Annotated in this window: 21 protein-coding genes; 15 read left to right on the plus strand and 6 right to left on the minus strand. The window is 70.2% G+C overall.

The annotated features are described in order from the left end of the window. The 3 genes from OIE75_RS27860 to OIE75_RS27870 all read left to right on the plus strand — a co-directional run bounded on the left by OIE75_RS27860 (nt 1) and on the right by OIE75_RS27870 (nt 2,890). Nucleotides 1-1,245 carry a sensor histidine kinase gene (locus tag OIE75_RS27860; RefSeq protein WP_329472440.1) on the plus strand — a complete coding sequence of 415 codons (1,245 nt, stop codon included), beginning with the start codon at nt 1-3 and terminating at the stop codon, nt 1,243-1,245. A 405-nt stretch (nt 1,246-1,650) separates the two neighbouring features. After that, on the plus strand, nt 1,651-1,947 hold the full coding sequence (locus tag OIE75_RS27865; RefSeq protein WP_003993510.1) for a DUF4193 domain-containing protein: 297 nt from the start codon (nt 1,651-1,653) through the stop codon (nt 1,945-1,947). 13 nt (nt 1,948-1,960) lie between these two features. Then, nucleotides 1,961-2,890 carry a hypothetical protein gene (locus tag OIE75_RS27870; protein ID WP_329472441.1) on the plus strand — a complete coding sequence of 310 codons (930 nt, stop codon included), beginning with the start codon at nt 1,961-1,963 and terminating at the stop codon, nt 2,888-2,890. A 31-nt stretch (nt 2,891-2,921) separates the two neighbouring features. Here the strand turns inward: OIE75_RS27870 and OIE75_RS27875 are convergent, their stop codons facing one another. Beyond that, nucleotides 2,922-3,383 carry a DUF3093 domain-containing protein gene (locus tag OIE75_RS27875; RefSeq protein ID WP_307015511.1) on the minus strand — a complete coding sequence of 154 codons (462 nt, stop codon included), beginning with the start codon at nt 3,381-3,383 and terminating at the stop codon, nt 2,922-2,924. Between the two features lie 57 nt (nt 3,384-3,440). Here OIE75_RS27875 and OIE75_RS27880 point away from each other — a divergent pair, with 57 nt between their 5' ends. The 8 genes from OIE75_RS27880 (at nt 3,441) to OIE75_RS27915 (ending at nt 10,799) form a co-directional block, all read left to right on the plus strand. After that, a complete protein-coding gene (locus tag OIE75_RS27880) occupies nt 3,441-4,025 on the plus strand; it encodes a PaaI family thioesterase (RefSeq protein ID WP_064730235.1) in 585 nt (194 codons plus the stop codon). Next, nucleotides 4,022-4,573 (plus strand): dUTP diphosphatase, encoded by a 552-nt coding sequence (gene dut, locus OIE75_RS27885; protein ID WP_307015512.1) that lies wholly within the window; start codon nt 4,022-4,024, stop codon nt 4,571-4,573. Before OIE75_RS27880 ends, dut begins: the two co-directional genes overlap by 4 nt. A 1-nt stretch (nt 4,574) precedes the next feature. Next, nucleotides 4,575-5,327, plus strand: coding sequence for a DUF3710 domain-containing protein (locus tag OIE75_RS27890; protein WP_307015513.1), 753 nt, complete (start codon nt 4,575-4,577; stop codon nt 5,325-5,327). A gap of 171 nt (nt 5,328-5,498) precedes the next feature. Continuing rightward, a complete protein-coding gene (locus OIE75_RS27895) occupies nt 5,499-6,194 on the plus strand; it encodes an ABC transporter ATP-binding protein (protein WP_329472443.1) in 696 nt (231 codons plus the stop codon). 120 nt (nt 6,195-6,314) lie between these two features. Further along, nucleotides 6,315-8,861 carry a sensor histidine kinase KdpD gene (locus OIE75_RS27900; protein WP_329472444.1) on the plus strand — a complete coding sequence of 849 codons (2,547 nt, stop codon included), beginning with the start codon at nt 6,315-6,317 and terminating at the stop codon, nt 8,859-8,861. Further along, complete coding sequence (locus OIE75_RS27905) at nt 8,858-9,541, plus strand: response regulator (RefSeq protein WP_307015516.1); 684 nt, start codon at nt 8,858-8,860, stop codon at nt 9,539-9,541. Before OIE75_RS27900 ends, OIE75_RS27905 begins: the two co-directional genes overlap by 4 nt. Before the next feature lie 61 nt (nt 9,542-9,602). After that, complete coding sequence (locus OIE75_RS27910; protein ID WP_114529494.1) at nt 9,603-10,001, plus strand: OB-fold nucleic acid binding domain-containing protein; 399 nt, start codon at nt 9,603-9,605, stop codon at nt 9,999-10,001. 3 nt (nt 10,002-10,004) lie between these two features. Then, nucleotides 10,005-10,799, plus strand: coding sequence for a DUF3159 domain-containing protein (locus OIE75_RS27915; RefSeq protein ID WP_307015517.1), 795 nt, complete (start codon nt 10,005-10,007; stop codon nt 10,797-10,799). A gap of 89 nt (nt 10,800-10,888) precedes the next feature. On the opposite strand, the gene OIE75_RS27920 is transcribed toward OIE75_RS27915, so the two are convergent. Further along, entirely contained in the window at nt 10,889-11,566 is a 678-nt protein-coding gene (locus OIE75_RS27920; protein WP_064730242.1) for a potassium channel family protein, read from the minus strand. Beyond that, nucleotides 11,566-12,237: a potassium channel family protein gene (locus OIE75_RS27925; RefSeq protein WP_122618449.1), complete on the minus strand. Its 672-nt coding sequence runs from the start codon at nt 12,235-12,237 to the stop codon at nt 11,566-11,568. Before OIE75_RS27925 ends, OIE75_RS27920 begins: the two co-directional genes overlap by 1 nt. A gap of 517 nt (nt 12,238-12,754) precedes the next feature. Here OIE75_RS27925 and OIE75_RS27930 point away from each other — a divergent pair. Continuing rightward, nucleotides 12,755-14,818 (plus strand): APC family permease, encoded by a 2,064-nt coding sequence (locus OIE75_RS27930; protein WP_307015518.1) that lies wholly within the window; start codon nt 12,755-12,757, stop codon nt 14,816-14,818. A gap of 62 nt (nt 14,819-14,880) precedes the next feature. Continuing rightward, nucleotides 14,881-16,233 (plus strand): class I SAM-dependent RNA methyltransferase, encoded by a 1,353-nt coding sequence (locus OIE75_RS27935; RefSeq protein WP_329472446.1) that lies wholly within the window; start codon nt 14,881-14,883, stop codon nt 16,231-16,233. A 411-nt stretch (nt 16,234-16,644) separates the two neighbouring features. Here OIE75_RS27935 and OIE75_RS27940 read toward each other — a convergent pair whose 3' ends face one another. Both OIE75_RS27940 and OIE75_RS27945 read right to left on the minus strand, forming a co-directional pair. Next, nucleotides 16,645-22,068 (minus strand): sacsin N-terminal ATP-binding-like domain-containing protein, encoded by a 5,424-nt coding sequence (locus tag OIE75_RS27940; protein WP_329472447.1) that lies wholly within the window; start codon nt 22,066-22,068, stop codon nt 16,645-16,647. Between the two features lie 191 nt (nt 22,069-22,259). Continuing rightward, nucleotides 22,260-22,577: a nucleoside triphosphate pyrophosphohydrolase gene (locus OIE75_RS27945; RefSeq protein ID WP_329472448.1), complete on the minus strand. Its 318-nt coding sequence runs from the start codon at nt 22,575-22,577 to the stop codon at nt 22,260-22,262. An 87-nt stretch (nt 22,578-22,664) separates the two neighbouring features. Here OIE75_RS27945 and OIE75_RS27950 point away from each other — a divergent pair, with 87 nt between their 5' ends. Next, the gene (locus OIE75_RS27950) at nt 22,665-24,107 is read left to right on the plus strand and encodes a DNA phosphorothioation-associated putative methyltransferase (RefSeq protein WP_329472449.1); all 1,443 of its coding nucleotides are present in this window, start codon (nt 22,665-22,667) and stop codon (nt 24,105-24,107) included. A 70-nt stretch (nt 24,108-24,177) separates the two neighbouring features. Then, complete coding sequence (locus OIE75_RS27955; protein ID WP_329472450.1) at nt 24,178-25,026, plus strand: hypothetical protein; 849 nt, start codon at nt 24,178-24,180, stop codon at nt 25,024-25,026. A 96-nt stretch (nt 25,027-25,122) separates the two neighbouring features. Here the strand turns inward: OIE75_RS27955 and OIE75_RS27960 are convergent, their stop codons facing one another. After that, complete coding sequence (locus tag OIE75_RS27960) at nt 25,123-25,923, minus strand: phosphoadenosine phosphosulfate reductase (protein WP_443078454.1); 801 nt, start codon at nt 25,921-25,923, stop codon at nt 25,123-25,125. Nucleotides 25,924-26,112: the final 189 nt, after the last annotated feature.

Here is a 26,112-nt window from a genome sequence, read left to right on the forward strand (position 1 = left end):
GTGGCGACGACACCCGCGCCCCCCGGGGCGCCCCCCAAGCCCACGTGGGACCCGCGCTCGGCCACCCCCCTGCCGTGGCTGCGCCCCACCATCCGCATAAGGCTCACGCTGCTGTACGGCGGCATGTTCCTGATCGCCGGCATCCTGCTGCTGTCGATCATCTATCTGCTCGCCGCCCAGGCGGTGCGCACCGGCAACGAACCGCTGTACAAGATCGTCGACTTCACCGACCTCAGGGTCTCCAGCAGCGACTGTCCGGTCGTGGACAACGGCAACCTGTCGCTGTCCGCGTTCAACGCCGCGATCAGCGACTGCATAGACCACCAGCGCAAGGTCGCCCTGGACAACCTGCTCAGCCGTTCGCTGCTGGCACTGCTCGGCCTCGCCGTGATCGCCTTCGCGTTCGGCTACGCCATGGCCGGGCGCGTCCTGTCGCCCCTGGGCCGGATCACCCGCACCGCCCGCGCGGTGGCGGGCTCCGACCTCTCCCGCCGGATCGAGCTGGACGGACCGGACGACGAGCTGAAGGAGCTGGCCGACACCTTCGACGACATGCTGGAGCGATTGCAGCGGGCGTTCACCGCCCAGCAGCGCTTCGTCGGCAACGCCTCCCACGAGCTGCGCACGCCCCTGGCGATCAACCGCACCCTCCTGGAAGTGCACTTGTCCGATCCGAACGCCCCGGTGGAGCTCCAGCAGCTCGGCAAGACGCTGCTGGCCACCAACGAACGCAGCGAGCAGCTCGTCGAGGGCCTGCTGCTTCTCGCCCGCAGCGACAACCAGATCGTCGAGCGCAAACCGGTGGACCTCGCCGAGGTGGCCGGTCAGGCCATCGACCAGGTGCACGCCGAGGCGGAGAGCAAGGGCGTGGAGGTCCGCGGCGCCCGCGAGGCCGCGGTGGTCCAGGGCAACGGCGTCCTGCTGGAGCGGATCGCCCTGAACCTCGTCCAGAACGCCGTGCGGTACAACGTGCCGGAAGAGGGCTGGGTCGAGGTCTCCACCGCCGTGCAGAACGGCCAGGCGGTCCTGGTGGTCACCAACACGGGCCCGGTCGTACCGGCGTACGAGGTGGACAACCTCTTCGAGCCGTTCCGGCGGCTGCGCACCGAGCGGACGGGCAGCGACAAGGGTGTGGGGCTCGGCCTCTCCATCGCGCGGTCCGTGGCCCGGGCGCACGGCGGGCACATCTACGCGCAGCCGCGCGAGGGCGGGGGGCTCGTCATGCGCGTCACGCTGCCCGTCTGAGATCATGACCCCGACATCTCACCGAGAACCGAGGATGTTCGCTTTGAGCGGAATTTCCAGGCCAGCGGCCCTGGAGTCGCCTGTGTGATCGATCACAGCAGCGGCTTTCGCGCCATCTACTCTCCGTGATCATGCACCCTGTCGGAAAGCCGGGAAAATCCCGGTTTTCAGGGGTCTTGATCACGGGAAGTACACGGTGAGACGCCTTTGAAGTGCGGTATTGGGACCGTGTACGGTCCCCATCGCCATCCAAGCCGATCACTCATGAGGGGTCCGGTTGGGTGTCGATTGAGTAACAGACCTTGATGTGAGGCAAAATCTCCGCCTCAGGTCGGGCACAAGTCCGGCCTCTCACGCGTTACGTGCGCTGGAGACACCGCAGACACCCAGAGGGGGAGAGCGACCATGGCAACCGATTACGACACTCCACGCAAGACCGACGACGACGTCGACTCGGACAGCCTCGAAGAGCTGAAGGCGAGGCGGAACGACAAGTCCGCCTCGGCCGTCGACGTCGACGAGTTCGAGGCCGCGGAAGGCCTCGAACTTCCCGGCGCCGACCTCTCGAACGAGGAACTGGCGGTCCGTGTACTGCCGAAGCAGCAGGACGAGTTCACCTGCATGAGCTGCTTCCTGGTGCACCACCGCAGCCAGCTGGCCCGGGAGAAGAACGGCCAGCCCATCTGCCGCGACTGCGACTGAGGCGGGGTCGGCCGTGACCGGCTCGACCCCTCCCTGGAAGCGCCGCTTCCCCCAGCGGGGAGCGGACCAAGGACCGTCCGACGGTCCGCACAGCGCGCGTGACGACGAGCGAGGCACGACCGACTCCGGTACGGCCTCGCTCGAAGCAGTGGCCGGCCGGAGTGACCTCCCGGCGACCACGAACACCCCGGCGCCCGCTGCCCGGCGCCGGGCAGCGGCGTTCCGGGAAAAGGCCGGACAGACCGTCCGCGAGGGTGGCACCCGCGCCAGAGCCGCCCTGGGGCACCTCGCCGACCGGATCATCGATCTGGCCCCGCGCGTGCCCGTACGGGACCTGGCGACGCTGCGCAGACAGTTCCCGGGCCTCGGACCCGAAGAGCTCGCCGACCGCCTCGTGGCCGGCGCCGCCAAGGGCACCGCGACCGTGGGAGCGGGGATCGGCGCGGCGGCGATGATGCCCGTACCGCCCGCGATGCCCACCGAACTGGCCGCCGAGGTCACCGGCGTGGCGGCGATCGAGCTCAAGATGATCGCCGAACTCCACGAGGTCTACGGCGTACGTCCGCCCGGTGGCCTCGGGCAGCGCAGCACCGCGTACCTGAACTCCTGGTCGGACGAACGCGGCGTCGACGTGGCCAAACCGTCGACCCTCGGCGCGGCGATGAACAGCCACATGAAGCGCCAGCTGCGCCAGCAGATCATGAAGCGGATGGTGCGCAACCTGCCGAACCTGATGCCCTTCATGGTGGGAGCGGCCGTAGGAGCCGTCATGAACCGCCGTGACACCAGAAAGCTCGCCGAAAAGATCCGGAACGACCTGCGCAAGCGCCAGGTCCCCTGGAGCGCCCTCGGCGACCTCCCGGCCCTGGAACGGCCCAAGGACGCCCTCGAGATGGGCGAGCTGGGCAGAGGACCCGGACCCGTCGGCCGGCCGGACCACTGACCACGCACGCGCCCGCGCGCGTGCGGTCCGGCTACGCGGCCGCCTTCGCCGCCGTGAGGGCCTCGATCAGCCGCTCCGGCTCGCGCGTCGACAGGTACAGGTACGGAGTCGGGTCCTGCGGGTCCGTGACCACCACGCGCACGGCCCTCGGGATGTAGGCGCGCAGCAGCAGGAACGCCCGGGTGTCGGCCTTGTACGTGCGCCAGGCGCGAGCCTCCTCCGGATCGAGGACCTCCGCCTCGCCCAGCGCCGAGACCGGCACCCGCGCCTCGCCCGCGATCAACGAGTCGCCCACGACACGGATACGGACCGCGCCGTACGAGCTGGCCGCCACCGCCGCCACCGCGGTGCCGCCGGCGAGGCCGCCCAGCATCGGCAGCGTCCCGAAGGGCAGCAGGATCAGCGCGAACGCGAGCCCCACCAGGAAGGAGACCAGCCACCAGGAGCGGGGCGCGGTGAGGCGTTCTTCGTACGGGGCGGGGGAGGGCTGCATGCAACAAGCTTGGCACGGTGGCGGTGTTCGGCCGACGCGCGGGTAAGGTCTGCGCCTGTGAGTGGTACTTCCCCAGGTCTTCAGCCTCCCGCCGACGCCGTGAAACCCGTACGGCACCCCGACGCGCCCGCCCCCGGCGAGCTGCTCGGCGCCCACTACGGCCAGTGCTTCGGCTGCGGCGGCGACCAGCCCCACGGCCTGCACCTCCAGGCGCGGGCCGGCGAGGGCGTGTCGATCACCGCCGAGTTCCTGGTCCGGCCCGCCCACCAGGGCGCGCCCGGTCTGGCGCACGGCGGCGTCCTCGCCACCGCCCTGGACGAGACCCTGGGCTCGCTGAACTGGCTGCTGCGGACGATCGCGGTGACCGGACGGCTGGAGACCGACTTCCGGCGGCCGGTGCCCGTGGACACCACGCTGTACCTGGAGGCCGAGGTGACCGCGGTGGCCGGCCGGAAGATCTACTCCACCGCCACCGGCCGGATCGGCGGGCCGGACGGGCCCGTGGCCGTCCGTGCCGACGCCCTGTTCATCGAGGTCAAGGTCGACCACTTCGTGAACCACGGCCGCGAGGAGGAGATCCGCGCGGCCATGGACGACCCCGACCAGATCCGCCGCACCCGTGCCTTCGAGGTGAACCCGTGACCCGCGCCGAGCTCGAGGTGCTGATCCGCCGCGTCGACCCCGACGTACCGCTTCCGACGTACGCGCAGCCCGGTGACGCGGGCGCCGACCTGCGCACCACCGTCGACTGCGCGCTGGCCCCCGGTGAGCGCGCCGTACTGCCCACCGGCGTGTCTGTGTCGCTCCCGGAGGGGTACGCGGGTTTCGTGCACCCACGTTCCGGACTGGCCGCGCGCTGCGGTGTCGCCCTCGTGAATGCCCCGGGGACGATTGATGCCGGGTACCGTGGGGAGATCAAGGTGATCGTGGTGAATCTCGACCCGCGCGAGACGGTGCGGTTCGAGCGCTTCGACCGGATTGCCCAACTGGTCGTCCAGCAGGTCGAGAAGGTCCGCTTCCGGCAGGTCGCGGAGCTTCCCGGCTCGGCGCGGGCCGAGGGGGGCTTCGGGTCCACCGGCGGCCACGCCGGGACGGACCGTGCAAGCGGCACAAGCGGTCAGGCCGCCGAGGGCGGCCCGACGGGTGGGAATCGATACGCTTCGGTCGTATCCGACCGGGAAGGACAGTGACGTGTTCGGACGTCGCAAGAAGAGGGATGCCGCCGAGGACGCGGCCGGCGAGACCGAGCAGGTCGTCGACAGCGTCGACACCGAGGCGGACGGAGAGCGCGAGCGCGTGCGGCTCGACCCCGAGCCGCGGCCCGACGGGCCCTGGGACAGCACCGAGGTCCGCGACCCCGCCGAGGGACGCGTGGACCTGGGCGGCATGTTCATCCCTGGTGTGGAGGGCATGGAACTGCGGGTGGAGGTCGCCGGAGACGCGATCGTCGCCGCGACCGTCGTGCTGCGCGACAGCGCCATCCAGCTCCAGGGATTCGCCGCGCCCAAGCGCGAGGGCATCTGGGGCGAGGTGCGCGAGGAGATCGGCTCCGGCATCACCCAGCAGGGCGGCATCATCGACGAGGTCGAGGGTCCGCTGGGCTGGGAGCTGCGGGCCCAGGTGCCGGTGCAGCTGCCGGACGGCACGGGCGGCTTCCAGGTCGTGCGGTTCGTCGGCGTGGACGGTCCCCGCTGGTTCCTGCGGGGCGTGATCTCGGGTCAGGGCGCGGTGCAGCCGCAGGCCGCGGGTCTGCTGGAGCAGATCTTCCGGGACACGGTCGTGGTCCGTGGCGACGGCCCCATGGCCCCCCGGGACCCGATCGTCCTCAAGCTGCCGGACGACGCGCAGATGGTCCCCGAGGGTGTCCAGCAGGAAGAGGGCTCCCGCTTCTCCGGAGGCATGGGCCAGCTCCAGCGCGGACCGGAGATCACCGAGGTCCGCTAGGCAAAGACTTCGTGCGGTTTCTCCGTACGCGCGCCACCAGGGCCGCTTCCCCAGGGGGATGCGGCCCTTCGTGCTGCCGGCCCGCCCGGCGGGACCGAGGTGCCGGGCCGTTGAATCCGGCGGCCTCCGCTGGCGATACTGGCGCCCGGCCGTCCGGCGGGGGAGGGGCTCATGAGCCAGGTGGTGGTCACCGAGACCATGGTGCGGGTCGAGGACGTACGCAAGTCGTACGCCCAGGGGACCGCCGTCGTGCACGCCCTGCGCGGCGTCTCCTTCGAGGTGCCGCGGGGCGAGCTGGTCGCCCTCAAGGGGCGGTCGGGGTCGGGGAAGACCACGCTGCTCAACGTCGTCGGCGGACTCGACGTACCGGACGCCGGACGGGTCGAGGTCGACGGCCGTGACCTGGCGGACCTGGACGAGGACGGGCTGCTCGCCCTGCGCCGGGACCGCGTCGGCTTCGTCTTCCAGTCCTTCGGGCTCATCCCGATCCTCACGGCCGCCGAGAACGTGGGCGTCCCGATGCGGCTGCGCCGGGCCGCGGCCCGCGAGCGCGAGGAGCGCGTCGCCCTCCTGCTCGCCCTGGTGGGCCTCGCCGACCACGCGGCCCAGCGGCCCGGCGAACTGTCCGGCGGACAGCAGCAGCGGGTCGCCATCGCCCGCGCCCTCGCCAACAACCCCGCCCTGCTGATCGCCGACGAGCCCACCGGCCAGCTGGACGCCGAGACCGGGCACGCCGTGATGGAGCTGCTGCGGGCCGTCGTGCGCAGCGAAGGGGTCACCGCCCTGGTCGCCACCCACGACGCGACCCTCCTCGACCTCGCCGACCGGGTGCTCGAACTGCGGGACGGGGAGATCGTCGAGCAGTGACGCCGGGCGTCAGGGTTCCGTCAAAGACGGCCCGCCACCGCACCCCGCCCCGTTATGTCGCGTTTGTGGGTCGTAGGGTCGACGCTGCGCAATCAGCGGTGACCGGAAGACAATGAGGCCATGGGACGCGGCAAGCTTCGGATCTACCTGGGGGCGGCCCCGGGCGTCGGAAAGACGTACGCGATGCTCGCCGAGGCGCACCGCCGCGTCGAGCGGGGCACGGACTGCGTGGTCGCCTTCGTCGAGCACCACGGCAGGGCCCGCACCGAGGTGATGCTGCGCGGCCTGGAGCAGGTGCCGCGCCGGGAGCTGGAGTACCGCGGCGGGTCCTTCACGGAGCTGGACCTGGACGCCGTACTGGCCCGGAAGCCGCAGGTCGCCCTGGTGGACGAACTGGCGCACACCAATGTCCCAGGTGTGCGCAACGCCAAGCGCTGGCAGGACGTCGAGGAGCTGCTGGCCGCCGGGATCGACGTGGTCTCGACCGTCAACATCCAGCACCTGGAGTCACTCGGCGACGTCGTGGAGTCGATCACCGGCGTACGGCAGCGGGAGACCGTGCCGGACGAGGTGGTGCGGCGCGCGGACCAGACCGAGCTGGTCGACATGTCGCCCCAGGCGCTGCGCAGGCGCATGGCGCACGGCAACATCTACCAGCCCGACAAGGTCGACGCGGCCCTGTCCAACTACTTCCGTCCCGGCAACCTCACCGCCCTGCGGGAGCTGGCCCTGCTCTGGGTGGCCGACCGGGCCGACGAGTACCTCCAGCAGTACCGCAGCGAGCACCGCGTCTCGAAGATCTGGGGTTCGCGCGAGCGCATCGTGGTCGGCCTGACCGGCGGCCCCGAGGGCCGCACGCTGATACGCCGGGCCGCGCGCCTCGCGGAGAAGGGCGCCGGCGGCGAGGTGCTGGCCGTGTACATAGCCCGCAGCGACGGGCTGACCTCGGCGTCCCCGAAGGAGCTGGCACTCCAGCGCACCCTCGTCGAGGACGTCGGCGGCACCTTCCACCACGTCCTGGGCGACGACATACCCGCCGCCCTCCTCGACTTCGCGCGCGGCGTCAACGCCACCCAGGTCGTCCTCGGCTCCTCGCGCCGCAAGACGTGGCAGTACGTCTTCGGCCCCGGCGTCGGCGCCACGGTCGCCCGCGAGTCCGGCCCGGACCTGGACGTCCACATCGTGACCCACGAGGAGGTCGCCAAGGGCCGCGGACTGCCGGTGGCCAGGGGCGCGCGCCTGGGGCGCTCCCGGAGCGTCTGGGGCTGGTTCGTGGGCCTGGTCGGCCCGGTGCTGCTGACCCTGCTGCTCAACGCCGTCAACCTCGGGCTCGCCAACGACGTGCTGCTCTACCTCGCGCTGACGGTGGCCGCCGCGCTGCTCGGCGGGCTGTACCCGGCGCTGGCCTCGGCCGCGGTCGGCTCGGTCCTGCTGAACTGGTTCTTCACACCGCCCGTCAACCGGATCACGATCGCCGACCCCAGGAACATCCTTGCGCTCGCCATATTCGTCGGCGTCGCGCTCTCCGTGGCCTCGGTCGTCGACGTCGCGGCCCGCCGCACCCACCAGGCCGCCCGGCTGCGCGCCGAGTCCGAGATCCTCTCCTTCCTGGCCGGCGACGTCCTGCGCGGCGAGACCAGCCTGGAGACGCTCCTGGAGCGGGTGCGCGAGACCTTCGCCATGGAGTCGGCCGCGCTCCTGGAACGGGAGAACGACGTGGCGCCCTGGACCTGCGCCGGGCGTGCCGGATCGGGGCCCCCGGTGGAGCGCCCCGAGGACGCGGACGTGGACATGCCGGTCGGGGACCACATGGCGCTCGCGCTGACCGGCCGCGTGCTGCCGGCCGAGGACCGCCGCGTGCTGGCCGCCTTCGCCTCCCAGGCCGCCGTCGTCCTGGACCGGCGCCGGCTGCGCGAGGAGGCCGACCGGTCCAGGGCGCTGGCCGAGGGCAACCGCATCCGCACCGCGCTGCTGGCCGCCGTGAGCCACGACCTGCGCACCCCGCTGGCCGGGATCAAGGCCGCGGTCACCAGTCTCAGGTCCGACGACGTCGCCTGGTCCGAGGAGGATCAGGCGGAGCTGCTGGAGGGCATCGAGGCGGGCGCCGACCGCCTCGACCACCTCGTCGGCAACCTGCTCGACATGTCCCGCCTCCAGACCGGCACGGTCACCCCGCTGATCCGCGAGATCGACGTGGACGAGGTCGCGCCGATGGCGCTCGGCGGGGTGCCCGAGGGGAGCGCGGAGCTGGACATCCCGGAGACGCTGCCCATGGTGGCCGTGGACGCCGGGCTCCTGGAGCGGGCGCTGGCCAACCTGGTGGAGAACGCCGTCAAATACAGCCCGGACGACCGGGGCGTCCTGGTCGCCGCCAGCGCCCTCGGGGACCGCGTCGAGGTACGGATAGCCGACCGGGGTCCCGGGGTGCCGGACGAGGCGAAGGAGCGCATCTTCGAGCCCTTCCAGCGCTACGGCGACGCCCCGCGCGGAGCGGGCGTCGGGCTGGGGCTGGCCGTGGCCAGGGGCTTCGCCGAGGCGATGGGCGGCACCCTGAACGCGGAGGACACCCCCGGCGGCGGCCTCACCATGGTTCTCACCCTCCGCGCGGCGGGCGCCCCCGCGGCGCCCCCGCGCCCCACGCCCGCAGAAAGGCAGGCCGCCCGATGACCCGGGTGCTCGTGATCGACGACGAACCGCAGATCGTGCGGGCCCTCGTCATCAACCTCAAGGCGCGCCACTACGAGGTCGACGCCGCCCACGACGGGGCGGGCGCCCTCCAGCTGGCCGCCGCCCGCCACCCCGACGTGGTCGTCCTCGACCTGGGCCTGCCCGACATGGACGGAGTCGAGGTGATCAAGGGCCTGCGCGGCTGGACCCGGGTACCGATCCTGGTGCTGTCCGCCCGGCACTCCTCCGACGAGAAGGTCGAGGCGCTGGACGCGGGCGCCGACGACTACGTCACCAAGCCCTTCGGCATGGACGAGCTGCTGGCCCGGCTGCGGGCGGCCGTACGCCGCGCCGAACCGGTCCCCGGCGACGGGGACGACGTGATCGTGGAGACCGAGAGGTTCAGCGTCGACCTGGCCGCGAAGAAGGTCCACCGGGACGGGAGGGACGTACGCCTGACGCCCACCGAGTGGCACCTGCTGGAGGTGCTGGTGCGCAACACGGGGCGCCTGGTCGGCCAGAAACAGCTGCTCCAGGAGGTGTGGGGGCCGTCGTACGGGACGGAGACCAACTACCTGCGGGTCTACATGGCCCAGCTGCGCCGCAAACTGGAGTCGGACCCCGCGCACCCGCGGCACTTCATCACCGAGCCCGGCATGGGATACCGCTTCGAGAAGTGAGCCTCGCCATCCCTTCCCCGGAGGGTACGTGCCTGTCGGCGGGCCCCGGTACGCTTCACATATGAGTGCTGCTCCGCGTTCCGACAAGCCGGTGGGCCGGTTCCGGCGCATGTTCGACCGGCTCTCCTCCTCGCAGGAGGACCTGGAGTCGGAGGAACTGCGCGAGGACGCCGACACCGCCGGTTGCACCCGCATCGGCGACTGTCAGGACCGGCAGGTCGTGTCGGTTACTGGTACCTTGCGCACGGTCACTCTGCGACCGCGTGCGGGCGTTCCGGCCCTGGAGGCCGAGCTGTTCGACGGTTCCGCGGCCCTGGACGTGGTGTGGCTGGGCAGACGCTCCATCGTGGGCATAGAGCCGGGGCGCAAGCTCATCGCATCGGGCCGGATCTCGATGAGCCGGGGCCGCCGGGTGCTCTTCAACCCGAAATACGAACTGAGACCCCTCGGACGGGAGTAGCCGGTGACGTCGCTCGACAAGCCGACCGAAGAGAAAGAGGCGGACGACTCCCGGGCGGTGACCGAGGCCGCGCTGTTCGAGGCGTTCGGCGGCGTGCGGGGCATGGTCGAGACGGTGCTGCCGGGCCTCCTCTTCGTCACCATCTTCACGCTCAACAACGACCTGCACATGTCCGCGATCGCGGCGCTCGCCGTGTCGCTGATCCTGGTCGTGGTGCGGCTGGTGATGAAGGACACCGTGAAGCACGCCTTCAGCGGTGTCTTCGGTGTCGCCTTCGGTGTGGTCTTCGCGATGATGACCGACAACGCCAAGAACTTCTATCTGCCGGGCATGCTCTACACCCTCGGCCTGGCCATGGCGTACATCGTCACCTCGCTGGCCGGAGTGCCCCTGATCGGCCTGATCCTCGGCCCGGTCTTCAAGGAGAACCTCTCCTGGCGCACCCGCAACCCGGGCCGCAAGAAGGCGTACACCAAGGCCAGCTACGCCTGGGGCCTGATCCTGCTCGCCAAGTCCGCGATCCTCTTCCCGCTGTACTGGTGGGCGGACACCGAGCAGCTCGGCTGGGTCCTGGTCACCCTGAAGATCCCGCCCTTCCTGCTCGCCGTCTGGCTGACCTGGGTCTTCCTGGCCAAGGCGCCGGCCCCGATCGACGTCTTCGCCGAGATGGAGGCCGCCGAGGAGGCGGAGAAGGCCGAGAAGGAGCGGGCGGAGCGCGAGAAGGCCGCCGTGTGGCAGCCCGCGGACGCCGAGAGCGACCCCGCCGACACGCACGGCGGCAGACACCGCAAGAGCTGACGGCCCAGCGCCGTACAGACCTGTGGCGGTACGACGGTGGGGGCGCCCCGAGATCTCGGGGCGCCCCCACCGTCGTACCGCCGTACCCGTCAGCGCGCCGGGTCGCCGCGCCGCGCCGACAGCAGGTCCTCCAACTGCTCCTCGCGGGCCTGCGCCGCGACGAACAGCAGCTCGTCGCCCGCCTCCAGCGAGTCCTCCCGCGACGGGGTCAGCACCCGGGTGCCGCGGATGATGGTCACCAGCGAGGTGTCCTCGGGCCACTCGACGTCACCGACCTGGATCCCGGCCAGGGCCGACTCCTCCGGCAGCGTCAGCTCGACCAGGTTGGCGTCGCCGTGGCTGAAGCGCAGCAGCCGGACCAGGTCGCCGACGCTCACCGCCTCCTCCACCAGGGCCGACATCAGCCGCGGGGTGGAGACGGCGACGTCCACGCCCCAGGACTCGTTGAACAGCCACTCGTTCTTCGGGTTGTTGACCCGGGCGACGACGCGCGGGACGCCGTACTCCGTCTTGGCCAGCAGCGAGACGACGAGGTTGACCTTGTCGTCGCCGGTCGCGGCGATGACGACGTTGCAGCGCTGGAGCGCCGCCTCGTCCAGGGAGGTGATCTCGCACGCGTCGGCGAGCAGCCACTCCGCCATCGGGACGCGCTCGACCGAGATCGCGGTCGGGGCCTTGTCGATGAGCAGGACCTCGTGGCCGTTCTCCAGCAGCTCGCCCGCGATCGAACGGCCGACCGCGCCGGCTCCGGCAATGGCGACCCTCATCAGTGACCGCCCTCCTCTTCGGGACCCTTGGCGAACGCCGCCTCGACCTTGTCGACCTCGTCGGTGCGCATCATCACGTGCACCAGGTCACCCTCCTGCAACACGGTCTGCGAGGAGGGCAGGATCGCCTCCCCGAGCCGGGTGAGGAAGGCCACCCGCACACCCGTCTCCTCCTGGAGCCGGCTGATCTTGTGGCCGACCCAGGACGGGGACGTGTGCACCTCGGCGAGCTGGACCCCGCCGGTGGGGTCGCGCCACAACGGCTCGGCGCCCGAGGGGAGCAGCCGGCGCAGCATCTGGTCGGCCGTCCAGCGGACCGTGGCCACCGTGGGGATGCCCAGGCGCTGGTAGACCTCGGCGCGGCGGGGATCGTAGATGCGGGCGGCGACGTTCTCCACGCCGAACATCTCGCGCGCCACGCGGGCGGCGATGATGTTCGAGTTGTCGCCGCTGGAGACGGCCGCGAAGGCGCCCGCGTCCTCGATGCCCGCCTCGCGCAGGGTGTCCTGGTCGAAGCCGATGCCGGTGACCCGGCGGCCACCGAACGAGGAACCGAGACGTCGGAAGGCGGTGGGGTCCCGGTCGATCACGGCGACCGTGTGCCCCTGCTGTTCCAGGGCCTGGGCGAGGGCGGAGCCCACGCGCCCGCAGCCCATGATGACAATGTGCACGGCTCTACACCACTCTTCTTCCGAGCCCTCTGACGTAGGCGTACGTCCCGCTCATTTTCCTCTTTCGGCTCGACGGGCAACACGTGCGGCCCCTGTCCGGGGGGCGCCGGCCACCATCATGCCGGTCCGGCGGGTCCGGCCCCCGTCCGGGTGGCCCCCGACGCCCCGTCGACGGCCGAGCCTACTGACGCGGAGGGCCGAGCGTCCCGCCTCAGCTCTCCACCGACGACCCCCGGCGCCCGATGCTGCGGATGCTGGCAAACGTGAGGATTCCGAGGCCGGCGAGTGAGAGAAGGCCGCCGATCAGCTCCGCGGACAGGTGCATGAGACCTCCAGGGTGGCAACGGCCGGGCACCGGGCGGTGTTTGCGCGGTGTTCGTCATATAGGCATGCCAGGCCCCGGACCTGCGGAATCCGCAGCCCGACCACCCGTCGAATTCACCCGTAGAGCAGACGGCGGGTGGATCGGGGGTGGCGGGTGGGCGCGCGCCCGTTCGAACGCTTACGATCCTCTGTTGTGTCCAAACTGACCGACGTGCCCAAGCGGATCCTGATCGGGCGTGCACTGCGCAGCGACCGGCTGGGCGAAACGCTCCTGCCGAAGCGGATCGCCCTCCCCGTCTTCGCATCCGACCCGCTCTCCTCGGTGGCGTACGCGCCCGGCGAGGTGCTGCTCGTCCTGTCCATCGCGGGCGTGTCGGCGTACCACTTCAGCCCCTGGATCGCGGTCGCGGTCGTCGTCCTGATGTTCACGGTCGTCGCCTCCTACCGGCAGAACGTGCACGCCTACCCCAGCGGCGGCGGCGACTACGAGGTGGCCAACACCAACCTGGGACCCAAGGCGGGCCTGACCGTCGCCAGCGCCCTGCTGGTCGACTACGTCCTGACCGTCGCCGTCTCGATCTCCTCCGGCATCGAGAACCTGGGCTCCGCGGTCCCCTTCGTGGTCGAGCACAAGGTCCTCTGCGCGGTCGCCGTGATCCTGCTGCTGACCCTGATGAACCTGCGCGGCGTCAAGGAGTCGGGCAAGCTGTTCGCGATCCCGACGTACGTCTTCGTCGGCGGCGTCTTCATCATGATCGCGTGGGGCGCGTTCCGGGCCCTGGTGCTCGGCGACACCATGCGCGCGCCGACGGCGGACTACGAGATCAAGCCGGAACACGGCGGGCTCGCCGGATTCGCCCTGGTCTTCCTCCTCCTGCGCGCCTTCTCCTCCGGCTGTGCCGCGCTCACCGGTGTCGAGGCGATCTCCAACGGCGTCCCGGCCTTCCGCAAGCCCAAGTCGAAGAACGCGGGGAACACCCTCGCGATGATGGGGCTGCTCGCCGTCACCATGTTCTGCGGCATCATCGCACTCGCGTCCGCGACGGACGTGCGCATGTCGGAGAACCCGGCCACCGACCTCATCCACAACGGTGTCGCGGTCGGCGCGGACTACGTCCAGCACCCGGTGATCTCGCAGGTCGCGGAGGCCGTCTTCGGCGAGGGCAGCTTCCTGTTCATCGTGCTGGCCGCGGCCACCGCGCTGGTCCTCTTCCTCGCCGCGAACACCGCCTACAACGGCTTCCCGCTGCTCGGCTCGATCCTCGCCCAGGACCGCTACCTGCCGCGCCAGCTGCACACGCGCGGTGACCGCCTGGCGTTCTCCAACGGCATCGTCCTGCTGGCCGGCGCCGCCATACTCCTCGTCTTCGTCTACGGCGCCGACTCCACGCGCCTGATCCAGCTCTACATCGTCGGCGTCTTCGTCTCCTTCACGCTCAGCCAGATCGGCATGGTCCGGCACTGGAACCGCCACCTGGCCACGGAGAAGGACCAGGCCGCGCGCCGCCGCATGATCCGCTCCCGGGCCATCAACGCCTTCGGCGCCTTCTTCACCGGACTCGTCCTGGTCGTCGTACTGGCCACGAAGTTCACCCACGGCGCCTGGGTCGCCCTGCTCGGGATGTGCATCTTCTTCGCCACGATGACGGCGATCCGCAAGCACTACGACCGTGTCTCCGACGAGATCGCCGCCCCCGAGGACCCGGACGAGGCGCAGACCGACGACATGGTGCGCCCGTCCCGGGTCCACTCGGTGGTGCTCATCTCCAAGATCCACCGCCCCACCCTGCGCGCGCTCGCCTACGCCAAGCTGATGCGCTCCGACTCCCTGGAGGCCCTGAGCGTCAACGTCGACCCGGCCGAGACCAAGGCCCTGCGCGACGAGTGGGAACGCCGCGGCATCGCCGTACCGCTGAAGGTGCTGGATTCGCCCTACCGCGAGATCACGCGGCCGGTCATCGAGTACGTCAAGAGCCTGCGCAAGGAGTCCCCGCGCGACGCGGTCTCGGTCATCATTCCCGAGTACGTGGTCGGCCACTGGTACGAGCACCTGCTGCACAACCAGAGCGCCCTGCGCCTCAAGGGCCGGCTCCTGTTCACGCCCGGCGTCATGGTCACGTCCGTCCCGTACCAGCTCCAGTCGTCGGAGGCAGCGAAGAAGCGGGCCCGCAAGCGGCAGGACTGGAACGCGCCCGGCGCGGTCCGGCGCGGTCCGCTCCACCACGACCGGGCGAAGGACTCCTCGCCGTCGAAGTAGAGTGGACGGCTGCGGTCCCTTCCCGCCGTCCCCACACCCCCGTTCTCTGGAGCCATCCCGCCATGCAGGCAGAACCGAAGAAATCGCAGGCGGAGTCCGGAGCGGTCTCGCTCGTCGGCGAGGAGTACGAGGTCGAGATCGGCCCCGTCGCGCACGGCGGCCACTGCATCGCCCGTACGTCCGAGGGACAGGTGCTGTTCGTCCGGCACACGCTGCCCGGCGAGCGCGTCGTGGCCCGGGTGACGGAGGGCGAGGAGGGCGCCCGCTTCCTGCGTGCCGACGCCGTCGAGATCCTGGACGCCTCCAAGGATCGCGTCGAGGCCCCCTGCCCCTTCGCCGGTCCCGGCCGCTGCGGGGGCTGCGACTGGCAGCACGCCAAGCCGGGCGCCCAGCGCCGCCTGAAGGGCGAGGTCGTCGCCGAGCAGCTGAAGCGGCTGGCGGGCCTCACTCCGGAGGAGGCCGGCTGGGACGGCACGGTGATGCCCGCCGAGGGTGACAAGCTGCCGGCCGGGCAGGTCCCGTCGTGGCGCACGCGCGTGCAGTACGCGGTGGACGCGGAGGGCCGTGCGGGCCTGCGCAGGCACCGCTCGCACGAGGTCGAGCCGATCGACCACTGCATGATCGCCGCGGAGGGTGTCAGCGAGCTGGGCATCGAGGCCCGGGAGTGGCCCGGCATGGCGTCGATCGAGGCGATCGCGGCGACCGGCTCCCAGGACCGCCAGGTCATCCTCACCCCGCGCCCCGGCGCGAGGCTCCCCATCGTGGAACTGGACCGCCCGGTCTCGGTGATGCGGGTCGGCGAGAAGGACGGCGGCGTGCACCGCGTCCACGGCCGCCCCTTCGTCCGCGAACGCGCCGACGGCCGCACCTACCGCGTGGGCAGCGGCGGCTTCTGGCAGGTCCACCCGAAGGCGGCCGACACCCTGGTGACCGCGGTCATGCAGGGTCTCCTCCCGCGCAAGGGCGACATGGCCCTCGACCTGTACTGCGGCGTGGGCCTCTTCGCCGGCGCCCTCGCCGACCGGGTCGGCGACCAGGGCGCGGTCCTCGGCATCGAGTCCGGCAAACGCGCGGTCGAGGACGCCCGGCACAACCTGGCGGCCTTCGACCGAGTGCGGATCGAGCAGGGCAAGGTCGAGGCGGTCCTGCCCCGGACGGGCATCGACGAGGTCGACCTCATCGTCCTGGACCCGCCGCGCGCGGGGGCGGGCAAGAAGACGGTGGAACACCTCGCGTCACTGGGGGCACGGAGGATCGCCTACGTGGCGTGCGATCCGGCCGCGCTGGCCCGGGACCTGGGGTACTTCCGGGATGGGGGGTATCGGGTGCGGATGCTGCGGGTGTTCGACTTGTTTCCGATGACGCACCATGTGGAGTGCGTCGCCATCCTTGAACCGGCTGCGAAGGGCTCCTGACCTGCGGTTTTGTGCGTGCGCATTATGTGCGGTGTGGGCGTTACGGGCGATATCTTGACGCTGAAATGACGCTCGTGACGCTCATTTGACGCTCGTTCTGATGGGGCGTCAGGCGCCTTTTCGGGCAGGTCAGACCCTGTCAAGGTGGCGAGCATCGATGGGGCGCCGAGGACAGGCGACGCTGAGCGTGGACCTACTGAGTCGTGCTGATCAGATGTCCCGGAAGAGGCCAGCCAACGCCATGACCTGCGATGCCTGGGCGTCGCAGGTCGTTGACCTGCATGAATGGCCTTTCCGTTGTTTCCCGCTCGTGGTCCCGCGGGCAGGAAGCACTCTCCGTCAACCGTGCACGGGCTCGTTGAACTTGACCTTCAACCCCGACTCATCTCGCGCTGGAGTTGAAGGTCAAGGTCACAGCAGGTACGAGAAGCGCAGTGCCCCGCCCTCCTCGCGGTAGCGGCCTCGGCCTCGCTTTCCGTAGGGGTTGGGGAGCATCTGGATGGCCATCTTGTGCGGGGTGAGGGCGTGGGTGACCACCAGGAGGCGCCAGCGGTCGTTGCCCGCGTGCTGGCGGGCCGCGCGGACCTCGCTTTCTCCCAGCTCGAAGCGGCCGCCTTCGCCCCCGGTCGCCTTCACCTCGTACAGGTAGGGCCGGCTGCCGGAGCCGACCTGGAAGTCGAAGCCGAGCCCGTCGTCGCCGGACGGGCCTGGGAAGGCTTTGCGGCGGTTGCCCGACACCCAGCAAGTTTCGTCCATGCTGTCCGGGTAGCGAACGCACAGCCACTGGTACGCGTACCACTCGCCCACGTACCCGATGGCCTCCCGCTGGGCTGTGGTCAGCCCGCTGTCCGTGCCGCCCCCGTACCGCCACCCGCGGGTGCGACCAGTGGCCTGGGTGCGCCCTGCTTGGGGGCGGGGGTCCGTGAAGCGGAGCGGTCCGGCGGCGGTGATGCCTGGCGCCGAGCCGCTCTGCAGGACCCGGTCGAGTTCGCGGGTGAGAGCGGTGAAGTCGCCTGAGTGCACGTCGAAGTCGCGGCCGCCGACGGAGATTGACCGCCGTTTGCGCTCCCGTTCGCGGCGCTCGTGTTCCGCTGCGTTGCGCACCCGGTCCAGGTCGGCCTCGGACAGCCCGTGCCGTTCGGGATCCGTCGCCACCGCCATCCCGTCGGGCCACTGGCCAAGGGCCGCCAGCCAGCCGACGACGTCGGCGGGGGACAGAGGTCGGAAGTCCAGCGCGCCCGCAGCCTCAAGCCGCGTGGTGACCTCCCCAGCTGGCTCGCCTCCGGCCAGGGCCGTCGGCAACGGGTGTCCGGCTGCCCTGACCAGGACCGCGAGTTCGGCGGCCAGGCCGGTGATCGTACGGAGGTTCGCGCCGCGTACCTGGTCGGGGGCGGGCAGGCGTTCACCCGACCGGGGCAACGGCACCGGGCGGCTCAGGCGCAGCGCCAGCTGCTCCTCCACGTGCTCCTCCAGGAGCGCCGTGGCGGCCGTGTCCACGGTGTACTCCCATGCCTCCGGCGCGGTGATCCAGTCCAGGGCCCTGACCGAGGGCCAGTCAGGCATCGGACGGCGCGCGTCGAAGTCCTCCAGCGCCGCCCAGCGCAGCCGGTCGACGAGGTCCTTCTTCCGCAGGTCCAGGTAGGTGCGGAGCGCCTCTTCATGCTCGGCGGCGTGGCTGACCGGGTCCAAGGGCGGGCTCATCGCGCGCAGGGTGTCGTTCAGCTCGGCGAATCCGATGCCCAGGTCGCGCCGCAGTTCGTCCGTACCGCGGGCCGCGCGGGCTCTGGCGATGAATTCGGATACGGGGATCGGGAGCTCGGCGGCGTACTTCTCGAGGTGGGCCTGGAACTCCCGGGTGTCACCGGGCGGCGGCAGGATCAGCGAGTTCGCCGTCTCCGTGCCGAGCAGGTGGACGAGGAAGGGCCGGCAGCGTTCCAGGACCGCGCCGATGGCGCCGTCGATCCGGCGGCTCGTCTCCTCGACCTGGCGGACCGTGACTTCCAGGGCGTCGGCGAGATCCTCGTGGCCCGGGTCGAGCAGGTCGGCGTGGCAGGAGGCGAGCTGGTGGGCGGCGAGGCGCAGTCGGTCGCCGAACTCCCGCCGTCCCAGCAGCTCGGCGACGGCCACCACGAGGCGGGCGGTCTCCGGCCAGCCAGGCTCGCCTGCCGGAGCGAGGACCAGCGGATGCTTCGGATCGGGCAGCGGCAGCACTCCGCCGAGGCGGCCCGGCAACGTCACGGGCCGGCCGTCGAGCTCGATGTCCCAGGAGCGGTAGCGGTGCAGACGTACGCCCCGGACCAGGGACGTCAGCTCGCTCAGCTCGGCCTCGCTCGCCCGGGGGCCACGCGCCAGATGGTCGCAGAGAACGCCCACGGCCAGCGTGAGCCAGGGCAACCGCTGGACCAGTGGCTCTCCCATGGCCGCGGCATCCACCTGTGCGCCGTCCACGGTCACCGTGAACTTCAGGTCGTCGGTGCGCCGGACGCCAGCGGGGTGTCCGGCCGCCAGCAGTGCGGCGGCCTCCGGTGCGACACCGGGAAGGATGAGCAGGGGGCGCGCCATCTCCCGTACCAGCAGGGCCGTCAGACTGTCACGTTCACCGCTGACGTAAAGCACGGTCCGGGCATCACCGTCGTCATCACTCTCCCCGCCGTCCAGGGCGGACAGCGGTACGCTGATCAGCCGGTCCCCGGACTCAGCCAGCAGATTGGCGTCCTTGGGCAGTGCGGGACGAGGACGTCGTACGAGGTGCCTCCAGGCGCGTTCGTTGGCGCGCTGCGCGGCGGGCCGGTCCTCGGCCCCCAGCGTGCCCTCCGCCGCAAGGCGTCCCAGCGCGGCGATGAGGCGGGCGCTGTCCCGGGGGTCGTCCCAGGTCGGCAGCCGCATTTCCCGTAGGCGGTCGCCCGCCTTCCCGCGTTCCAGAAGGCGGCGCAGCCGATGGTCGACGGTCGGCGCGTACGAGGGCTCCTCCTCCAGTCCGGGCGGGCAGTGCCAGGCATCGGCCGGCCGGACGAATCGGACGGCCCGGTCGCGGCCCCGCACCGGGAGCCACGGCTGCTCCCTGACGAAGGCGCCGAGCGGGGTCAGGACCCGTTCCCTGTCCGGGGGACTCTGGCTGCCGGCACTGGTCCAGAGGCTGGCGAACTTCGCGTCCTCCCAGCTGGCCAGGCCATGCAGGACAAGCCGTGCGTACGCCAGCCGGGCCTCCTGCCCCAGGCGCCCGACGACGTCCTGGCCGGGGAGCCGCCAGGCGGGGGTTCCCCGGTACGGCGTCCGGGGGTAGTAGACACCGGGCCAGTGGACGTACGGCTCCCATTGTTCCTGTACCTCGGCAGACACCTTCGCCATGCGGACCAGCCGCCGAGCGTTGAGCTTCTGGCCTTGCTCTACCCGGCTCAAGGCGTCGGGGGACCTGACCGGGACCAGCCCATCGGCGACCCCGGCCTCCAGCAGGAACGCCCGCCACTCCTCGGTCTCGCTCCGCTTGGCGAACTCCTCGGGCGCGGCGAGGAGGCGCCCGGCGATCGCCTTGAGGCTCTTCGACACGTCCTGCCCGGCGGCGACCACCGCTGCCAGGTCATCACCGGCGGACGCGCGGCCCCAGCCCCGGCCGAAGACGGCGTCGCTCGCCTTGATCAGCCGGCCGTCCGCCGACGGTACGTACAGTCCGAGCGAGGAGATCTCCATCCCGCCCAGCGAACGCCGTGGCTGCCACAGCCGGAAGACGAACCGCAGGGTCTGGAGCCGCAGCCGGAGATCGGTGCTCGCGCCGAGTGCCTGCCGTACGTGGTCCAGCAAGCCCTTTGTGTCGTACGGCCGGACGAGCCCTTCCTCCTCGAGGAAGGCACGGGCACTGCGCCCGCGCGTGTGCTCGCCGCGGTCCTTCCAGACCAGCCCCGGGTGCAGGTAGAACAACCGCTTGCGGAGCGGGGCGGGAACGGAGGGGGCCTCGGTCTGGTTCGTCTCCGTTTGCACCGGCTGGAAGAACGCCTCGCGACGGGCACCCTGACCGCCCGGCTTGCCCCGTGCCCGTGTGCTCGTGCCCGTACCTGTCTTGCCGGGGGGACGGTTGGTGTGCTGCAGTGTGCGGTCCTCCGCGAGCAGCAACTGCCTGCCGTGCAGGACGTGCCCGTTGTCCGCGAAGAGGGCGGCCAGGTCCTCGTACAGCGCGCTCCACTGCTCGGGGGATTCACCGGGCCCAGGAAGGGGAAGGCCCTGGGCGATCCGTTCCACGTGCTCGGCGAGGATCTCCGGGCCCGGCTCCCAAGGGCACCCGAGGGCCTTGCACAGGCTGGCCAGCCGTTTCAGCCGGTCGCCGCCGGTCTCGGGGTCCGCCACCACGATCCCGGTCTTGTGCGCGTGGTGTGCCGTGAGGACGGTCAGGTCGAGGTCCGGCCACAGGGCCGCGTCCCGGGGCGGAGCCCAAGCCGCCTCGGGCGGGGCGCCGTCCGAGGCGAGGACGGGCACGAGCGGCACGTCGGCGAGTTCGCTCGCGTGCACGCGCAGGGCCGCCGCGCGGAGCCGCCCCGGCGAGCCCTTCTCGCTTTCCCAGCTCACCAGGTCCACGGCTAGCTGCCGCATGGACGGATCGGGCACGTTACGCAGTACCGCGGCGGTCGCCAGACAGGTTTCGGCGACCGCGTCGAGCAGTAGCACGTTGAGGGGGTTGTCGAAGGGGAGCCCGGTGCGGTCGAAGTCGGTGAAGAACGGGGCGTTCATGTGCCCCGGGAACGGCGCGGTCTGGTCCCCGTCCATCGGCAGGAAGGTGTAGATCTGCCCGCGTCGCGGTCGCCGTGGGGCGGGCAGCGGGAGCGCGACCTCAACGACAGCGGACCGCTTCCACTCCTGCCACGTGTCGTCGAGCAGCCTGGCACCGACGGCCTCGGCGAGCGTGCTGTTCAGCCGTTCCTTCTCGACGGTGCCCCGGGCCACGAGAAAGGTGTCGGACGGGCCCAGGCGCACGGTCGCAAAGGAGACTGGAAATTCGTGCCCAGCGCCGTCCTGCGCCACCGCGAAGGGCTCCTCGGAGCGGGAAAGCTCGTGCCGCTCGTGCGCCTCGTGGTCGCCGTCCGGATCGTCCGCCTCGCCACCGGTGGCCCGCCGTTCCAGCGTCAGGCCGGCGAGCCGGTCGAGGAACAGCATTACGGGTACCTTCGCCCCCGCGAGCTCGCGCATCCGCAGCCGGACCTCGGCCCGGGCGGCCTCGCTCAGCAGGGGCAGCCGGACGACGGTCACATACCCCTGGGCGGCGAACTGCCGGCATGTTGCGGGCACATCGACCAGCGGCAGGGGTGCCTGGAGCGGCGGATACGTGGCGGCCACTTCGTGGGCGTTGTCCTCACCGGCGAGGAACTCCTCCACGTCGGCCCTCTGCGCGAAGCGGAAGCAATACCCGTCCAGTTCCGGGCCGAGCGGGCTGTCGGGGTCCGCGCTGTAGATTTCGGGCGCGTCGCTGATCAACAGGATGCTGCGAAACCCGACGCCCTTGTTGCCGATGCCCTCGCCGACCTCCTTCGAGCTCTGCGCGATCTCGCAGATCCGTTCGACGTTCCGCCAGGTGAAGGGTGTGCCGCCGTTGGCGACGTACAACGTTCCCCAATCGCCCTCCGCCTCGTCCAGCAGGACGTGGACCCGTCCGTCACGGCGGTCCCTTGGATGCGCGTCGTAGCCGTTCTGCAGCAACTCGAAGAGCGAGCGGCCCGCGTACTCCCGCGCGCTCGTGTACGACACGGCGTTCACTTGCCGTGCCATGCGCAGGACTTGCTCCGACCGGGCTCCCTCCAGCACGGACCGGCCGTACTCGCGCAGCTGCTCGGCCCGGGCGTTCCTCGCCATGGTTCTCCCCTCGCCTCAGCGTGATGAGGACGGTATCCCGCCGCACTGACATCGGGGGGCGCGAGGGATCACCCTGTGGAGCGCGGCTCGGAGCTGAGCTTGACATTTTGGTCCACCGTCGAACGGGCATCATTGATGCTTATCTCTCCATCTGCCAGTTCGGTCGCCCGTTGGTGAGTCCGATCTGCGGATCACCGGTTTCCCGTCCAGACGATTCGACGTGTGAAACCGCCTCTCTCCCGCTTCTTTGCCTGGCGCAGTTCTTCTAGCGCTACCGAGTCGATGCCGAGGCTCATAGCGAGGGCATGGACGACTTCCAAGACGTCGGCAAGCTCGCCTAAGGCAACAGCATCGTCCGCGGAGAGAAATTCGGCGACTTCTTCGGTCAGCTTTTCCCGGAGCCTTCTGTGGTATTCGCCGGGTGAGGCAACGTATGTGATCGGCTCGCGCCCATCGGCTGCGATGATTTCAGGGATACGGTCCCTTACCAACTTTCCGTAACTGCCCATTTGCTGCCTCTCTGGGGCTAGGAGGACGTGCCCGCGTAGAGTGCGGTGAAGTCGTAGCCGGCAGGTCCGTTGTATCGAGGGATATCGATGGCACAACAGCTCTGGGGAAGTCAGCGACATCACACGGCCATCGGTCGAGCCAGACTCTCGCTTCCCGCTCGCCGTGCCCTCGGCGATCTCCAGTTGCGGCCTGGGATGGCAGTCCTGGACTACGGGTGCGGGCGCGGTGGCGATGTGCGCGCACTTCAGCACCTTGGCCTTGACGTCACGGGCTGGGACCCGGTGCATTTCCCGGAGGGGCAGCGTCGGCCGGCTGACGTCGTACTTCTCACGTATGTGCTTAACGTCATCGAGGACCCCGCGGACAGGCGTCGGACGATCCTGCGAGCCTGGGAGCTGGCTAGCTCCGTGCTGGTGGTGTCTGCGCGGTTGCGCTGGGAGCGCAACCAGATCAAGGGGATCGAGTACGGTGACGGCATCCTCACCCAGCGCCGGACATTTCAGCACCTTTACGCTGCCGGAGAGCTCCGGGACTATGTCGAGGAAGCCACGGGCGTGCGGTGCTTGTCAGCGGCGCCCGGCATCGTGTACGCCTTCAAGGGCGACTCGGCACGCCTCAGCTACCTCGCCCGACAGATCGCGCCTGATGACGAGTGGTTGGCGTCCGAGGACACCGCGTCGGCGATCAGTGCGGTCGTCGCACACTTGGAACAACGCGGCCGGATGCCGCAGCTGGAGGAAATGCCGCAGCCGATCATTAGCCTCCTCGGCCACCTCCGTCCCGCCGAGCTGAAGCGCCTTGCCGAGCAGGAGGCGGACCCTGTGAAGGTAGAACGGGGTGCAGAACGGGCTGCTCTCGACACGCTGCTCTTCCTCGCCGTCGAGCTATTCCATGGCCGAGGCCCGGCAAGCAGTCTGCCACTTCCCGTCCAGCTCGACATCCGCGCCTTCTTTCCGTCGTACATGGAGGCATGCAAGCGGGCAGACCGCCTGCTGTTCAAGCTGCGCGATGACGCCTACGTCCGCCGGGCCATGAATGGGGCGATCGCCGGAAAGTTCACTGCCACTGCTCTGTACGTCCACCGGCGCGCTCTCCACCGCATCCCGACCGTGCTGCGCCTGTACGAGCAGTGCGCCAGCATCGCCGCCGGCCGGCCTGGCGAGTGGTCGGTCGTGAAACTCCGCCACCAAGGCCGAGGCGTCAGCTGGCTCGACTACCCGGAGTTCGACACGGACCCGCACCCCCGACTGGCCGCTTCCTACGCCGTCGACTTGAGGACCCTTAAATCCTCCTTCACTTCCTACGCAGACTCAGTCAACCGACCACTTCTGCATCGCAAGCACGAGTTTCTGGCCGAAGACGACCCGGACGCACAGAAGTACCGGCGTCTGACAGAAGCCGAGGTCCGTGCCGGCCTGTACGAGAGTCCCCACCTAATCGGAACGGAGGAGGGCTGGGAACGCGAACTGGCCAGATGCGGTAGGGCTTTGAGGGGACAACGGTTGGTGCGGCGTCCCGACTACACCTGAAGCCGTCACATCGGCCACAGAGGCGTTCAGCTCGGTCACCGTTGTCAGTGGGACATGAGACGCTCCCTCCATGACCACCACTCACACGGAGGGCGCCTGCCTGCCCTCGTACCGCACCGCGCCCACACTCGCGCTTGCTGCGCCGGAGGATCACGTCCGTGAACTCACCGACTGGGTGGAGCATGCCTCGGGCGGTGGGGCAGCCGAGCAAGCCAGTTGGGAGAACGCTTACAGGTGGCTCCGCCTTGCCCAGGGGCTGCGTACGGTTACCCTCGATATGTCGTACGACGACGGGGGCATGTGCGCGGCAGGCAGCGACTTCGACGTCGTCTGGTCGGAGATGATGGAGGAGTGGCAGCTCCACCTCGTGCGGCTCGGCTACGTTCGGGCGGCGCTCGAAGGATTCGTCAGAGTGCTGTACCCGGACTGCTCGCAGCCCGTTGCCGCCATCGAGAGGGCGGAGCGCCAGTTGTCTCACCGCACCCACGTCTGGCCAATGCACTCACGCGCGGTCGCTGAGCACCTCACAGCTCACGTGCGGAATCAGCCCAGCGACACCGCTGTATCCGTCGCCTCCGGTGTCGCCGCAGCTATGGCTTTGCACCGTCAGACGGTGAACGGGCTCGCAGGAGTTCCGGCGCCGATCGACGATGTGGATGCGAAGATCCACGCAACTGGTCACGAGGAAATCTGTGCTGCCAGGGAAGCGACCACGGCCGTCATGCTGGGCACACAGGTTCTGCTCGCTGCGGCCCTGGACGAGGGGGGTGTTGTGCTTCTCGATGAGGACAAGTACCTCTTCGACGGCAGGTTGATCCCAGATGGAGCTGACGGCAGTCGGTGGGTGGATGAAGAGATGCCCTACAGCGAATACCTGACGGTCCTCCACCTTGAGCCGGGCGAGCCGCCGGAGCTCTGACCCAGGGATCCGACCCGACCGGCGGTTCGTTCGTTGGTGCGAAGGGAAGGCCGGGGACGGAAGGATCAGCTTCCGTCCCCGGCCGTATGCCTTGACTCAGGTCATGCACCAGCCGGAGTCGCACGAACCGTCCCCGTCGTCGGCGTCACAGCTCGCCAAGCCCTCTTCAGGGATTGCCTGCGCAAGCGGGCGGCCGTACCGCGTGAGGTAAACGGCATCGCGTCCGAGTGCAGCCCGGCGTTCGTTGATCGTCTCTTCCAGCTCCACCGAGAGGGCGAACAGCTCGGGTTCGTGCCTGCGCTGGTGCCGCCAAGCGTCGACAGTGCGGAAGGGGCAGAAGAAGCAGGAGCTTTTCGGCGGCACTGGCAGGCCCGCCTCCGTGATGAGGCGCTCACAGTCGGTCCTGCGGAGTCCGAGATCGAGAAGCGGATACTCGATGATCTCGTGAGGCTCTCGCCGACGCCGATTGGCGCGGTGGATCTCGTCGAGGGATATACCGATACCCACCGCAGCCGGATGCTCTGCGGTGGCTCCGTGCTCTCGAAGCCACCGTCCAATCACCTTGATCTTGAAGTCCGCCGTGCAGTTGCGTCGGCCCGGAGCGCCGTTGGCCATGCGGACCGGGATGGGGATCGACCGCGTGTCTGGCCGGTTCAGCCGCTGCATCAGCGTTTCGGTGGTTCCGTCCCGACGGCGGCGCTTGAGCTCATTTACCTCAATCCCGGCGCGGGCGGCGTACGGGATGGCGATCTCGCGAACGTAGGCCAGCGTCGCAGGATGCTCGCTGTCGTCGCCGACGTTGGCGAAGAGGAAGGTGCGGAAGTCGATCTCTTTGCGAGCGGCCAGTACGAGCAGGGCCGTGCTCTGGACGCCACCGCCGTAGGAGATGACCTTCATGGGGTGCCGGTTGAGCCCGCTGGAACTGGCTCGCGGAGTGGGGTCGGTTGGCTCGGCGTGATGGGCTCCCGGGGTCTGCTGCAAGATCGACATGTGAGAGATAGTATGGATGTGATCTGCGCAAATCAAGTGTTCCTCTCACAGCTGTCGGCGAACAGGGTGTGCTGGCGTGGGGCGCTTGCACGCCGG

Source organism: Streptomyces sp. NBC_01723, from assembly GCF_036246005.1.
Taxonomy (GTDB): domain Bacteria; phylum Actinomycetota; class Actinomycetes; order Streptomycetales; family Streptomycetaceae; genus Streptomyces.

Coding starts and splice junctions, on each gene's coding strand:
- OIE75_RS27865 (WP_003993510.1), top strand. CDS start 1,651: ATGGCAACCGATTACGACACTCCACGCAAGACCGACGACGACGTCGAC.
- OIE75_RS27875 (WP_307015511.1), bottom strand. CDS start 3,383: ATGCAGCCCTCCCCCGCCCCGTACGAAGAACGCCTCACCGCGCCCCGC.
- OIE75_RS27895 (WP_329472443.1), top strand. CDS start 5,499: ATGAGCCAGGTGGTGGTCACCGAGACCATGGTGCGGGTCGAGGACGTA.
- OIE75_RS27900 (WP_329472444.1), top strand. CDS start 6,315: ATGGGACGCGGCAAGCTTCGGATCTACCTGGGGGCGGCCCCGGGCGTC.
- OIE75_RS27905 (WP_307015516.1), top strand. CDS start 8,858: ATGACCCGGGTGCTCGTGATCGACGACGAACCGCAGATCGTGCGGGCC.
- OIE75_RS27910 (WP_114529494.1), top strand. CDS start 9,603: ATGAGTGCTGCTCCGCGTTCCGACAAGCCGGTGGGCCGGTTCCGGCGC.
- OIE75_RS27920 (WP_064730242.1), bottom strand. CDS start 11,566: ATGAGGGTCGCCATTGCCGGAGCCGGCGCGGTCGGCCGTTCGATCGCG.
- OIE75_RS27935 (WP_329472446.1), top strand. CDS start 14,881: ATGCAGGCAGAACCGAAGAAATCGCAGGCGGAGTCCGGAGCGGTCTCG.
- OIE75_RS27940 (WP_329472447.1), bottom strand. CDS start 22,068: ATGGCGAGGAACGCCCGGGCCGAGCAGCTGCGCGAGTACGGCCGGTCC.
- OIE75_RS27945 (WP_329472448.1), bottom strand. CDS start 22,577: ATGGGCAGTTACGGAAAGTTGGTAAGGGACCGTATCCCTGAAATCATC.
- OIE75_RS27950 (WP_329472449.1), top strand. CDS start 22,665: ATGGCACAACAGCTCTGGGGAAGTCAGCGACATCACACGGCCATCGGT.
- OIE75_RS27955 (WP_329472450.1), top strand. CDS start 24,178: ATGACCACCACTCACACGGAGGGCGCCTGCCTGCCCTCGTACCGCACC.
- OIE75_RS27960 (WP_443078454.1), bottom strand. CDS start 25,923: ATGAAGGTCATCTCCTACGGCGGTGGCGTCCAGAGCACGGCCCTGCTC.